Annotated in this window: 9 protein-coding genes and 1 pseudogene; 5 read left to right on the plus strand and 5 right to left on the minus strand. The window is 70.4% G+C overall.

All coding sequences use genetic code 11. From position 1 onward, the window contains the following. Positions 1-3: 3 nt before the first annotated feature. Both AB0I81_RS52990 and AB0I81_RS52995 read right to left on the minus strand, forming a co-directional pair. Entirely contained in the window at positions 4-1,137 is a 1,134-nt protein-coding gene (locus AB0I81_RS52990; protein ID WP_360675696.1) for an IS701 family transposase, read from the minus strand. Between the two features lie 342 nt (positions 1,138-1,479). Then, positions 1,480-4,569: an amidohydrolase family protein gene (locus tag AB0I81_RS52995; RefSeq protein WP_360675699.1), complete on the minus strand. Its 3,090-nt coding sequence runs from the start codon at positions 4,567-4,569 to the stop codon at positions 1,480-1,482. Between the two features lie 318 nt (positions 4,570-4,887). Between AB0I81_RS52995 and AB0I81_RS53000 the strand changes: the two genes are divergently transcribed. From AB0I81_RS53000 to AB0I81_RS53010, 3 genes are all read left to right on the plus strand, one after another. Next, positions 4,888-6,834, plus strand: coding sequence for a DUF1996 domain-containing protein (locus AB0I81_RS53000; protein WP_360675702.1), 1,947 nt, complete (start codon positions 4,888-4,890; stop codon positions 6,832-6,834). A gap of 92 nt (positions 6,835-6,926) precedes the next feature. Further along, positions 6,927-7,373 (plus strand): hypothetical protein, encoded by a 447-nt coding sequence (locus AB0I81_RS53005; RefSeq protein ID WP_360675704.1) that lies wholly within the window; start codon positions 6,927-6,929, stop codon positions 7,371-7,373. A 193-nt stretch (positions 7,374-7,566) separates the two neighbouring features. Beyond that, positions 7,567-8,916, plus strand: coding sequence for a cytochrome P450 (locus AB0I81_RS53010; protein WP_360675707.1), 1,350 nt, complete (start codon positions 7,567-7,569; stop codon positions 8,914-8,916). 22 nt (positions 8,917-8,938) lie between these two features. Here the strand turns inward: AB0I81_RS53010 and AB0I81_RS53015 are convergent. Further along, a pseudogene (locus AB0I81_RS53015) lies at positions 8,939-9,540 on the minus strand (alcohol dehydrogenase catalytic domain-containing protein). 293 nt (positions 9,541-9,833) lie between these two features. Then, positions 9,834-10,700 carry an alpha/beta hydrolase gene (locus tag AB0I81_RS53020; RefSeq protein WP_360675709.1) on the minus strand — a complete coding sequence of 289 codons (867 nt, stop codon included), beginning with the start codon at positions 10,698-10,700 and terminating at the stop codon, positions 9,834-9,836. A gap of 181 nt (positions 10,701-10,881) precedes the next feature. Between AB0I81_RS53020 and AB0I81_RS53025 the strand changes: the two genes are divergently transcribed. After that, the gene (locus AB0I81_RS53025; RefSeq protein WP_360675711.1) at positions 10,882-11,721 is read left to right on the plus strand and encodes a methyltransferase domain-containing protein; all 840 of its coding nucleotides are present in this window, start codon (positions 10,882-10,884) and stop codon (positions 11,719-11,721) included. Between the two features lie 46 nt (positions 11,722-11,767). Here the strand turns inward: AB0I81_RS53025 and AB0I81_RS53030 are convergent, their stop codons facing one another. Next, positions 11,768-12,169, minus strand: a complete 402-nt coding sequence (locus tag AB0I81_RS53030) for a nuclear transport factor 2 family protein (RefSeq protein ID WP_360675714.1) — start codon at positions 12,167-12,169, stop codon at positions 11,768-11,770. Positions 12,170-12,344: 175 nt separating this feature from the next. Between AB0I81_RS53030 and ppk2 the strand changes: the two genes are divergently transcribed. Continuing rightward, positions 12,345-13,382 (plus strand): polyphosphate kinase 2, encoded by a 1,038-nt coding sequence (gene ppk2, locus AB0I81_RS53035; protein ID WP_360675716.1) that lies wholly within the window; start codon positions 12,345-12,347, stop codon positions 13,380-13,382. Positions 13,383-13,435: the final 53 nt, after the last annotated feature.

The raw sequence follows: 13,435 nt of genomic DNA on the forward strand, positions 1-13,435 counted from the left end.
CGCTCACGCGACCGCTTCCGCACGGCGCCCCGGCGCGACCGCGATGAGCGCGAGCGTCACGTGCCGGTGCCAGGCGGTCCAGGTCCTGACCTCGTACCCGTCGAGCCCGGCCTCCTCCGTCGCCTCGTTGAGACAGGACCTGAGCTCACGCCGGGCCTCCAGAACGCGGATCAGCTCCGGCAGCGGCGTGCGCTCGGGCGCGTGCGCCAGGTGGCACTGCGGCTCCCTGCCACCCCACCGCACCAGCAGCACGTGCTCGAAACCGAACGCGGCCCCCTCACCCGGCAACTCGACCTGTACGGTGGCCCACGATCCGCCGCCCGGCTCCAACCGCAACTCCCTGCACCGGCTGCGCGCCTTCCCGGCCAGCGCCCCCGCCATGACCTGCAGCCCCCTGCCCAGCACCAGGGGCTGGGTCGCGGGCACGGACAACAGGTAGCCGAGCCGCTGCCCCGTCAGCCAGCGCCGTAAGCGGGCGTCGCAGCCGTGCCACGCGTCGCCGGTCACCCACGCGAACGGCGTGCCCGCCGCCAGCGCCCGCCGCACCATGCCGGCCGCCAGCACGGGCTTGCTCGCCGCGCCGAGGCCGTCGGGGATACCGGCCCGCGAGCGTCGTTCCTGGCCGTTCACCCAGACCTGCGGCAGGTACAACGACCGGTCGATCAGCGCCCGGCCGTGCCGGGAGATGTAGGCGGCGAACACGCCGACCTGGCAGTTCTGCACCCGCTGTGTGGTGGTGTCGAACTGCTGCGCCACGCCGGCGGACGCGTCCCCCTTCTTGATCATCGCTAGTTCGCCCACCGCCACCACGGCCGCCGGGTCGCCGATCTGCTCCACGACGTAATCGCGGAGCACGTCCCGTACCGCGTCGGCGTCCCAGCGCGCCCGGTTGAGCAGCCGCTGCGTGCGCCAGGGCGCGGCGTCGCCGATGGATCTGGCGATCTGCCAGCCGTTGCGCTGCCCGCCCTTCTCCGCGCGCAGCGCCGCCACGTATCCCAGGGCCTGCTGGCGGGTCTCCACACGCCCGAAACAGGGCGCTATCCGCGTGGTCAGGTCGGAGCCGTCGATATTCTCCCTGAAATTGCGGACGCCTAATTCCGTTCGTCTGGAAATAGTCGCCTGGCGATCGTGAGCCATTCCCCGTACCTCTTCCGATCGTGCGCGTCCCGGTGGGTCAGGATCGATCTTGCGGTGCGTCCACAGGTGGCGTCAAGGTTGGCCGGATAGTGGCCGGAAGGATGTTTTCGCAGGTAGAAGCGGATTGATCGCAAGACGCTACCGCCGTTGCACCGTGCTGCAACCGTGCTGCAACCGCCGCGCGCACGCGATGGGAATCCCGCGCCGCCAAATGGCGCGGGAATGGCAAGAAAGGGGGCTCAAAACGAGGATGAATACCCGCTCGCCGCCGTTTCGCGCGGCGCACGACAAGGATGCGGAAGGCCGGGATCGGCTCCGCATTCCGCCGCGGCGGAAATACCGTCAGCAGCAGTGCTTGGGGCCGGCGTGCCCCTCATGCCACCAGAAGGGCGAAGCAGAGGCCGGCGCGACCTGACGCGTGTCCCGCCCGCCCGACTCCCGCGGCAGCGTGGTCAGGGCCGCCACCTCGTGGAGCACCCCGTTGACCATGACCTTGTCCACGTTGGCCGCGGCCCTGATGTCGGCGAGCGGGTCGCCCCCGACGAAGACCAGGTCGGCCAGCTTGCCGCGCTCGACGCCGCCGAGTTGCCCGCCCATCCCCAGCGCCCGGGCCGCGTCGCTGGTCGCGCTGGTCAGGGCGGCCCTCGGGGTCATGCCGTACTCGACCATCGCGCGCAGATTGTGGTGGAGGCTGATGGCGGTGAAGTCGAGCGGGGCGTCGGTCCCCGCCACGACGAGGCCGCCGGCCTCCTGGATCCGCCTGACCGTGCTCACGTTCGCCTCCAGCGCGGCGAAGAGGCCGTCGAGCGTGTCCTTCGGCAGCGAGTCGTACAGGGCCAGCCGCGCGTTCAGATCCCTGAGCTCCCAGGCCGGGTAGAGGGACAACACCCGCTCGTCGGTGGGCAGGGAACGATCCCGGGTCCACGCCACCGAGCCGAGCTGGAGGGTCGGCGTGACCGCCATGCCGGCGGCGCCGAACAGGGCGACGACGTCCTGGTAGGCACGGCCACGCGTGGTGACCGTCCGCGAGTATCCCAGGCGGCTGGTGGCGCCCAGGTGCTCCATGCCGTCCATGCCGAAGCGGGCCGCCGGATAGAGGTAGTGCGAGGTCACCCAGACGCCGGCGCGATGGGCTGCCTCGATCACCTGCCGCTGCGCGGCGGCGGGCAGCCGCACGTAGCACTTGATCAGGTCGTACTCCAGGCCGAGCGCCCGCTCCAGCTCCCTGCTCACCTCCTCGCGCCCGGTCGTGGGACGCATGAAGTCGTAGTAGACGCGTGAGCCGTCGATGGCCTCCCCGGTGCCGAAGTAACGCGGGCCGGTCCTGCGCCCCGCGGCGACCGCCTCTCGTTCCTCGATCGCCCGGTACACCGGGTCGCCGGGGGAGCGGATCGAGGTGATGCCGAAGGCCAGCCAGAGCCGCCCCTGCCTGCCGGCCAGGAATCTGCCCCGCAGGTGGGCGTGGACGTGCATGTCGATCAGTCCGGGCAGCACGGTGAGCCGGGAGGCGTCCACGTCCGCCGTGCCCGCCCGGTGGGGGCGGATCTCCGCGATCCTGTCGCGTTCGATCACCAGGTCGACGTCGTCGAGGTAGCCCGGCGACCGGCCGTCCCAGACGCGGCCCGCGTGCACGACGGTCCGTCCGGACGGCACGGCGGGAGTCCAGGTCAGGGCGAGCGGGACGGGACGCGGCGGGCCGCCGGCGGCGGCGACGAGGCGGAGCCGGCCGTTGCGCAGGTAGAGCAGCGAGCGCGAGTCGCCACTCCAGGACGGGGCGTCGCAGGTCTCGTCGCTCACCTTGCGCGCGGGGCCCGTGGGCGTCCCGGCGGCGTTCACGGGCAGCGTCCAGAGCCGGCTCGCCATGACGAACGCCAGGTGACGGCCGTCGGGCGACCAGACGGGCCCGTCGAGTCCGCGCGTGCTGATCGAGCGGTGCGGCGCAGGCTCGTGGTAGGCCATCTCGCCGGTACGCAGGTCGAGGGTCAGGATCTGACTCGTTCCCTCGCGGTACTTCCTGGAGTACGGCCTGACCGCGGCCAGGGCCAGCACGTTGCCGTCCGGCGACCAGGTCGGGCGGCCGGGCTGCCAGAGCGGGCCGAGAACCTGCCGGACCTCGCCCGGCTCGACGTCCACGACGTACGTGGCGCCGTCCTGATCCTGGAAGGCGATCCGGGCGCCGTCCGGCGACCAGGCCGCGGCCACCGCCGCGTGGGAGCGGGCGACGAGCCGCCGGTCCAGGCCGGTGTCCAGGTCGCGGATCCACAGGTCGGGACCGCCCGAGCGGTCGCTGGTGTAGGCCAGCCGGCGGCCGTCGGGCGACCAGGCCGGGTCGGTCACGAAGTGGCCGCCGCCGGTCAGCCGCCGGGGCCGCCCGCCGATGCGCATGAGCCACAGGTCGCCCAGGGCGCAGAAGGCGACGTTCGCGCCGTCGGGCGACAGGGCGGGGGAGACGATCCCGCGGGCCGGCCGCCTGCCGTCCTGCGTTGGGACCTTCCCGGGCAGGTCGCGGCGTGGGGTGACCGGCACCCGGGCGGTGAAGCGGACGTCGCGCACGTCGCCGCCGCCCAGATGGCGCACGCGCAGGCGGCCGTCGGCGGTGTACAGGATTTCCTGCGGGGACAACCAGGCGGCTCTGAACGGGAAGACGTCCTCGTCGGGGCCGGAGACGACGCGGTCGCCGGCCATGAGGAGGCTCGCGCCGACGGCGAGCGGCCCCGTCAGCCCGCCAGGGTAGGCGGCGTACACGATCGTCTCGCCGTCCGGGCTCCAGGAGGGCGCGCCGGTCCTGCCCGAGGTGACCGTGGCCAGCCTGCGCCGGTTCCCGTCCAGGTCGACCGCGTCGATGGCGGCGCCGGTCGCGGTGGTCGTGGCGACCGCGATGAGCCTGCCGTCGGGCGACCAGGCCGGTGACGTCTCCTCCGCCTCGGGCTTGCCCGGCAGCGGGACGATCTCGCCGGTGACGGCGTCGAGCAGGTGTACGCCGTACCCGCCGCCGCGGTCGGAGGAGAAGGCGATCCGCCGGCCGTCGGGGGAGAAGGCCGGCTCGCGGTGGTCGAACGGCCCGGAGGTGAGCTGCCGCAGCCCGGACCCGTCGGCGGCCACGACGAAGAGGTGGAAGTTCCCTCCGATGTAGCCCTGGAAGGCGATCGACCGGCCGTCGGGCGACCAGTGCGGCTGGGCGGCCTCCACGCTCTCACCGGTGATCGGCCGCGCCGTTCCCCCGTCCAGGGGGAGCGACCATAACGTTCCCAGCAGGTCGAAGACGACGGTGGACCGGTCGGGCGACAGCGCGGCGGAGATGTTGGTCCCCTCCCTGAGGGAGACCTCCGCGCCGCCGGCCGCGCCGAGGGCGAGGGCCTCCGGCGAGCCCGTGGAGAGCGCGGCGGCGCCGCCGGCGGTCAGGAAGGCCCGGCGGGACAGCGGCATGGCCATGAAGCCTCCAGGCTTGGGGGGTCGGGCGGTTCTCGGCGTGCCGCCGATCCTCTTGGGACTGCCTGCCGTACGCCCGCATCGGCAGTTCCTTGATCATCTGTGCGTCATGCTAACGCGGGGGGATTGCGGCGCAAAGGAATCTCCTCAGGTCGGGTCCGGCTGCGGCACATAGGGGCCCCGGCGGCGTTGACCGTTCTACGGGGTGTCGAACCGGACACGCTGAGTCCGCGTATCTCGTCATGACGACGGCCACGACCCCTTTGCGGATGCGGCCCGACGAATTTCGGGGCCGCGTCCGCAGACGCAGAGAGGTATGGGATGAGACATCTGCATAACTCCCGAACTCGCAGGAGGGCGGCGGGGATACTTACGGCCCTGACCGTTCTGAGCGGTGGCCTCACCGCCGGCGTCGCTGACGCGACGGTAAGCGGGGCCACGGCCTTCGCGCCGGTCATCTCCTGCCCAGCCGTGGAGGACGCGGTGGGTGAGGTTCCCGCTCGCGCCCAGGCCGAGGTGCAGCGGAACCTGCAGCAGTTGGAGACCCAGATCGCCGAGGCCAATCGGCGGCTGGCGTCCTCTGCGGGGCAGGGCGGGCCCAACTTCGTGCAGAACGCGATCCTTGGCCCGCTTCAGGACAAGCGGGAGGCCGTGCTCGCCCGGATCCGGACCGCCGTTCAGCGGGCGGGCGCCCAGGCTCCTGACGGCCTGAACGATCTTGCCACCTGCACGGTGGAGGACGACGGTACCGGGAACGACAACGGCACCGGTCAGGATGACGAGGGCCAGGACACCGGTACCGGGAACGACAACGGCACCGGTCAGGATGACGGCGGCCAGGACACCGGTACCGGGAATGACACCGGAAACGACACCGGGACCGGAAACGACAATGACGGCCAGGACGATGGCGCCGGGAATGACACCGGCACTGGCCAGGACACCGGCACTGGCCAGGACAACGGCACTGGCCAGGACAACGGTGGCCAGAACAATGGCGCCGGAAACGACGACGATGGCGAGAACGACGGGGGTCAGACCGGTGCCCCCGGTCAGATCAACTGCCCCTCTGTGGCGGGCCGGCTGGGTGAGGTTCCCGCTCGTGCCCAGGCCGAGGTGCAGCGGAACATGCGGCAGTTGGAGACCCAGATCGCCGAAGCCAACCGGCGACTGGAGAGCTCGGCGAGCCAGGGCCGCCCGAACTTCGTCCAGAATGCGATCCTCCGCCCGCTGAAGGCCAAGCGGGAAGCGACCCTGCAGCGCATCGTGATCGCCATCCAGCGGGCCGGCGGCCAGGCCCCGGCCGGCCTGCGGACCCTGGCGACCTGTGAGCGCCGCAGCCCGGGCGAGGGCGACAACAACGGCGGCGACGGCGACCAGGGCGGCGAGGGCCAGGCCAGAGGCCCCGTGCGTGAGGACTTCGTGGACATCCGCTCGGTGCGGCCGAACGTGAACAACCCCCGTGCGCAGCGCGGCGGCGCCAGGGGAACCTTCAGCGTCGACTGCGGGCGCAACGAGGGACGGATCTTCAACTCCGACAACGTCATCGTGGCCCCCGGCGTGAACAACGGCGCGCAGCACACGCACGACTACGTGGGCAACGAGTCCACCAGCGCGCAGTCCAGCAACGAGAGCCTGCTGGCGGCCGGCACCACCTGCCGCAACGGTGACAAGTCCACGCACTACTGGCCGGTGCTGAGGGCGCTGGGCCAGGAGGAGTTCGACGCCAACCAGCGCGGCGGCGGCCTCGACCTGAACGTCGGCAAGATCCTCACCCCGGTACAGGTGCAGATCACCTTCAAGGGCAACCCGGCCGCCAGGGTGGTGCCGGCTCCGCAGTTCCTGCGCATCATCACGGGCAACGCCCGGGTCGGCGGCGCCGATCCCAACGCCGGGTGGACCTGCACCGGGTTCGAGAACCGCGAGCTGACCGACAAGTATCCGCTCTGCCCGCGCGGCAGCAGGGTCGTACGGGTGTTCAACTTCCAGAGTTGCTGGGACGGCCAGAACACCGACAGCGCCAACCACCGCACGCACGTCACCTTCCCCCAGGCCGACGGCAGTTGCCCGCAGGGCTTCCAGCCCATCCCGGCGCTTGAGCACAGGCTCGTCTACAACGTGCCGCAGGGCCCCAATTACGCCGTGGACGGATTCCCCGAGGAGTTGCACAAACCGATCACCGACCACAGCGACTTCATCAACCTGATGAACGCTCAGCAAATGCGGCAGGTGGTCGACTGCATCAACAGCGGCCGACGCTGCCGTTGACCCGGCACGCGTGAAGCAGCAGGTCCGGTGTGGTCAGGCGACTGTCCACACCGGACCTCATCGCCATTTCAGCTAGGAGAAAGGGCAGGACCGTGACTGGCTTCTCCCGTCCGCGGCGCGCCTCGTTCAAAAGCGTCGTCCTGTCGGCGCCGGCCATCGCCTTGACGCTCATCCTCGCCGGCTGCGGTGCGGAGGGCGAGCAGAAGAACGCCGCCGGGATTTCGCGGACGTACACCGTCGAGCAACTGGCGGCCGCCGTCGGCTGCACCGCCAAGATCACCCTCAAGGCCCTGGACTATCGGCAAGGGGAATGCGCCAGGGACGGGGTCCCTTACGTGTTCCTCGATTTCCAGACCGCGCAGGGACAGCGTGAGTGGCTCGACTACGCCGAGATGTACGGCGGCCTCTATCTCGTCGGCGACCGATGGGCGCTGTCGGCGAAGTCCAAGTCCTTCATGCAGCTGCTGAGCAGGAAGCTCGGGGGCACGGTCGAAGAGCACGACACGGGCAGCCCCGTCCCGTCCCCTGGGGCCGGCTGATCCCCTGCGGGATGCGAAGATTGGTCACAACTAGTGATGTTTTGTACACCGCCCAAGCAAAACAGTCGTAAGCTCCCAAAGCGCGTCACCCATGTCTTGATCGTGGACTGATGTGACGAGTGGAACGGCGACCAGAGAGGCGGTTCATCCCGTGACCCAAGGCCCATGGCCCCAGCAGCCCCCCGCACAACCAGTGCCGACTTCGGCCGTACCACTGCTGACCAGGGACTATGACGCCGACCCCGCGCTCGTGCGGGAAAGACTGCGCAGGACCTACGGTCCCGTCGCGCCGGTCGACCTGCTCGGCGTGCCGGTCTGGTACGTCTTGGGCTATGAGGAAGTGCTCCGCGTCCTGCAGAACAACGGGGGCGTGTGGAGCAAGCAGGTGGACAGGTGGAAGGCGAACGCGGAAGGCCGGATCCCGGCCGACTGGCCCCTGCTACCCGTCTTTCAGGTCAACAACTCGGTGTTCCAGGAGGGGGCCAAGGCGCGGGAACTGCGCTCCGCCTGGACCAGCGCCCTGGCGCCCTTCCAGGACCAGAGCCGCCCGCAGGGGCAGCAGCTGGATCAGGAGATCGTGCGCCACGCCGACGACCTCATCGCCGTCCTGTCGGAGGCCGGCACCACGGGGTGGGCGGACCTGGCCGCGCAGTACGCGCGACCGCTTCCGCTGATGGTCGCCAACCGCATGCTCGGCTTCGCCGCCGCCCGCGGCGAGGACGTGGTGATGGACATCTGGCGGCTGGTCGACGCCGGTCCCGACGCGGGCGCGGCCTTCGACCGGCTGTACGCCGCCATGACCGAGCTGGGGGCCGCCAAGCGCAAGATCCCGGGCGACGACCTGCCCTCGTACATGATCAGCGCCAAGCCGGACATCACCCTGGACGAGCTGGCCCGCGAGCTCCTCATGTTGCCCGCCATGCTCGACTTCATCGCCACCCTCGTCTGCAACGTGGTCGTCGAGGTCGTCTCCAACCCCGATGTGCGCGAGAGCCTGTCGCTGGGGGCCATCGACGAGACGGTGAACAAGGTCGCCCTGCTCAACCCCCCGCTGGCCAACCTGACCTTCCGCTTCGCCCTGACGGACGTGAAGCTGGGCAACTACATGATCCCCGCCGGCGATCCCGTGATGGTCTCCGTGGCCGGGGCCCACGGCGACCCGCGCTTCGCCGGGGCGATCGACTGGCAGGCGATCCGCAGCACCCGTGCCCACATGGCGTGGGGAGCGGGACCGCACAGCTGCCTCGGCCAGCTGCTGGCGACCCGGATCGCCACCATCGCCGTGCACCGCCTCTTCAAGCGGTTCTCCAAGGTGAAACTCGCGCTCCCGGCCGACCAGCTGCCCTGGCGTTCCTCGCCGTTCATCCGGTCGCTGCGGTCGCTGCCCATCCAGTACGAGATCGCCAAGGAGCTGCCGCCGCCAAGCGCTCCCGCCGCCGGCGAGGCGCCCGCCGCGCAGGCGCCCCGGGCGAGCGAACCGGCCACGCAGTCGCTCAGGTCCCCGCTGTGGAACTTCCTGCGCGGGCTGCGCCGCCCACGATAAGAGCGGAAGTCTCACCCGTGGGTCAGGGTCGCAGGAGGACCTTGATGGCGCGGCGTTCGTCCATGGCCCGGTATCCCTCGGCCGCCCGCTCCGGCGGCAGGGTGAGGTCGAAGACCTTGCCAGGGTCGATGGCGCGGTCGCAGATCAGCTCGATCAGCTCCGGCAGCCGGTGCCCAGTACGTCGGAGGCCGCGAGCAGGCTCGGCACCAGGTCCGCGTCCGGTATGGCGGGAGTGGCGACGAGGGTGCCGTCGGCGAGCGGCACCCTGGCCGGCTCGGACTGCGTGCCGATCGTGCCCATGAGCCCCCGCTGGACGCACGCGCACTGGTAGCCCGCGCGGCACAACTCGCAGGTGTTGCCGGAGGCCCAGAACGAGCCGACCACGAACTGGCCCGGCCTGACGGTCGTGACCTGGCTGCCGACCTCCTCCACGACGCCGACGTACTCGTGCCCCATCACGGCCGGCCCGTCGAGTTTCTCCACCCCGCGGTAGGGCCACAGGTCGGAGCCGCAGATACAGGTGGCCGTCAGGCGGATGATCGCATCCGTCGGCTCGATGATCTCCGGGTCCGGGCGGTCCTCGACGCGGATGTCGCCCGGGGCGTACAGAACCGCTCCACGTATGGTGGATCTCCTTCGGATATACGTGTTCAGCGGCGGTGCCGGAGCGCGCGGCCCCATGACCGGCGTCGCTGAGGTGTCGCGGGCAGGTGGTCTCGCCGTGGCAGACCCGGCTCGTCATCCGGCAGAGGTGCCGGCTGCCGTTCCCGCATGACAACGTCCAGCCAACCGGCTCCGGGGCACGCGCGGGAGGTCGCGTTTATCGGGGGACAACCTCTGCCCCCCTCGGCAGGCAGTGATGGACGTGGGAGACTCGCCTTTGAACGACGTCACCATCACGGTGTCCGCCGGGCCGGTTACGCCCCGCTGAGGCGACGGATCTCCTCGATGATGACGCCGGGTTCGGTGAGAGGCACATAGTGGCCGGAACGTTCGGCGATGACGTGGCGGCCGTTCGCGGACCGGGCGGCGCGGTGGGCATGGGAAGCGTTGGCGTCGGCGCGGACGCGAGCGGGCATCCCTTCCCCGGCGCGCCCGCCGGAGACGACGGTGACAGGGATCTCACCGAGGCCGGGCGGTGCGCCGCGCCAGGTGGCCAGCTCGTCGAGGAAGGTACGGGCCTGGGCGGCGTGGGTGCGTACGACTCCGATGGTGAAGCCCTCACGCTCCATGTCGCGCCGCGCGTCCTCGGGCAGCGGCCGGATCGTGGACCGGTAGGCGAGCCGGAACAGGCGGGTGCGCGCCAGGAGGAGATTGACCCGGATGGCGGCGCGCTCGAAGCGGCGGAAAACTGGACTGAGCAGCAGGTCGGAGGCCTCGTCGCTCGGATCGACGAGGATGAGGCCGGCGATCCGGCCCGGATCGTCGGCGGCGGCGAGGCGGACGATCGGGCCTCCGGCACTGTGGCCGACGAGCACGAACGGCCCCGGCCCGAAGTGATCGAGCACCTCGTTCAGGTCATCGGCCATCCGCCGCAGCGTCCGCGAGGTGGGGTCGGCGGCGGAGCGGCCGAGCCCGCATCGGTCGTAGACGATCGCGCGCGCGAACGCCCCCACGGCCGGCTGGACGAGTGCCCATGAGGAGCGGGTGGCGGCGGCCCCGGCCTCGAACACGACCGTCGGCGCGTGCGGGCCGGGACCGGGCAGCACCATGGCGTGCAGGCGGCGCCCGTCCCGCGTCGTCACCCATTCCGACCGGCCCTGGATGTGGTCGCGGCTCATCATCGCCCACGCGTCCGAACGAAGCTCATTGGCCGAACCTCCCGGCGACTCCCCATGACCAAGTTAGGCAAGCCTAGCCTAATGATCGGCCGGGTGTCTTCGAGTCTTTCCGTTCCTGGCTGGTTGACACGACAGCGGAGACGGTGAGCGACTGGGGTGACGGCAGGGGATCGAGGAGGGTGCGGTGGGAACGAAGTCGCTCGCGCGGTATGACGGACTGGCCGACTGGTACGAGGACTACAACGCTCCCGCCGCCGCGGCGAACCAGGCGGCGATCGGCGAGTTGCTGGGGCCGGGCGAAGGGCCGTGTCTCGATCTGGGGTGCGGCGGCGGCTCGTACTTCGAGGCGATACGAGCGACCGGCCGTAGCGTGGTGGGGCTGGACTACTCGGCCGATCAGCTTCGCATCGCCCGTGGGAGGCGCGCCGACCTGCTGGTGAGAGCGGACGCCGCCGCGCTTCCGTTCGCCGATGCGGTGTTCCCGGCGGTTGCCGGGCTATGGGTTTCCAGCGACGTCGACAACTTCGCCGCCGTCGTGAAGGAGGCCGCCCGGGTGCTGAAGCCGGGCGGGCTGCTGGCCTACTACGGTGTGCACCCCTGCTTCAACGGCCCGCACGTCCAGGTCGGGGAGGACGGCGCCCGGATCGTGCACCCCATGACCTGTGCGGCGCTGGTGGGACAGCGTGACGACGGTGAGCAGCGGCGCCCACGCCACCAGCGGCAGGTAGAGGAGACCGACGAGCAGGCGTCCGGTGGCCGTCATGTCGCCGTGCGGCAGCGTCCACCAGAACAGGAACGGCGTCCACAGCGCGGCGAGCACCGCGACGCCGGCCCAGGCCGGGACCAGGGCGGCCGGACGCGGGATCGTACGGCCGCCGAGCAGTGGAACCCAGCGCGGCACCACCTCGCCCCGGGGCCGCACCAGGCCGAGCGTGACCAGGGCCGCGACCTCCGTCAGCACCGAGAGGAGCACCAGGTACGGCGGCCCCCACCCGCTCGTCCGCCTCCCCCGCGAGAGTTGTGACCGGGCGATCAGAGCCTGATCACCGAATCTTCCCGATCGCCGTCCGTCATCGACGCCAGAAGGCGTCATGGGCGTGCTGGTCGGCCACGTATTCCCAGCGTTCTGCGACCAGCCCTCGCTCGAAGCGGTAGACGTTGAAGTTGTCCATCTCGACACGTTCTCCGCGACGCTCCGCCGTCCAGTGGTGGAGGGTGATCGCGTAGGAGTCGTTGGCCTGCACGGAAAGCAGCCGGGTCTTGAAGGTGCCATTCGTTTCCGCGAGCGCGAGCCGGCCAAGCCTGATGATCGCGTCCTTGCCACGGTGCTCACCTGCCACGACGCTGTCACCGCCAATGTGAAAAACGGCGTCGTCGGCGATCAGGCCGAGATAACCATGGAGATCGCCGTCGTCGATCAGATCGTAGAGGCGGCGAGCCAGTACGGCGTTCGGGTGCGGATCCGGCCCCATGGGGCAACCATGTCACACCGACTGCCGGGCCGGCGGCCACCCCAACACCTGCCCGGGGAGAATTGCCGCAGCGCGAGTGCTGCTCACCGCTCGATCCGCCGTTTCCTGTCCGACCTGCTCGACTGAGCCCGGGGCGCGGGCTGCGGCGTACGGTGGCGGAGCGGAGGTGGTGCTCATGGGCACTGATGGATTGCGGCGCAAGCCGTACGAGAAGCGGTTGTTCCGGTTGCAGGCGGAGCTGGTGAAGCTGCAGGAGTGGGTGAAGGCCGAAGGCCGGCGTCTGGTGGTGGTCTTCGAGGGGCGGGACGCCGCGGGCAAGGGCAGCACGATCAAGCGGGTGGCCGAGTATCTCAACCCGCGCGTGACCAGGATCGCGGCACTGCCGGCGCCCACCGAGCGGGCGCGTACGCAATGGTACTTCCAGCGGTACGTCGAGCACCTGCCGGCCGCGGGGGAGATCGTGCTGTTCGACCGGAGCTGGTACAACCGGGCCGGCGTCGAGCGGGTGATGGGGTTCTGCACCCAGGAGGAGTACACCCGGTTCCTGCACCAGTGCCCGATCTTCGAGCGGCTGCTGGTGGAAGACGGGATCCTGCTGCGCAAGTACTGGTTCTCGGTCAGCGACAACGAGCAGGAGCGCCGCTTCCGCGCCCGGCTGGAGGACCCGATGCGGCGCTGGAAGTTGTCGTCGATGGACCTGGAGTCGATCACCAGGTGGGAGGAGTACTCCCGTGCCAAGGACGAGATGATGGTGCACACGCACATCCCCGAAGCGCCATGGTACGAGGTGGAGAGCGAGGACAAACGGCGGGCCAGGATCAACATGATCTCCCACCTGCTCTCCACCGTCCCGTACCGCGAAGTCCGGCGCACGCCACTGAAGATCCCGCCCCGGCCCGCCCCGACGGGGTACCGGCGTCCGCCACGGGTGGAGATGCTGGTGCCCCGTCGGGGCGGGCGACCTTGTCTGACACGCGGTTCGCCCGCGGTAATTTGCCGCGAGAACCAGGAAGTTCTGAAGCGTGAGGACCAATCTCCCGGCGGTGCGGGCCCGCCCGGAGATTGTCAGGGGATTTATGCTGGTTCCCGCCAAGAATTCGGCTTGATGGCGCGGCACATCGAAATCCGACCCGATGTAGCTGGCTTTTTCCTTTTCCCGGCGTCGGGGGGGGGGGGGGGGGAGCGCCGGGCGCAGCCCCCCCGGAGGATTTAAGACCCCCCCAAAAACAGCACCCCAAAAGGGAGGAAAAAACGAAGAGGAGCGAT

The organism is Nonomuraea sp. NPDC050404 (assembly GCF_040655495.1).
Lineage (GTDB): Bacteria > Actinomycetota > Actinomycetes > Streptosporangiales > Streptosporangiaceae > Nonomuraea.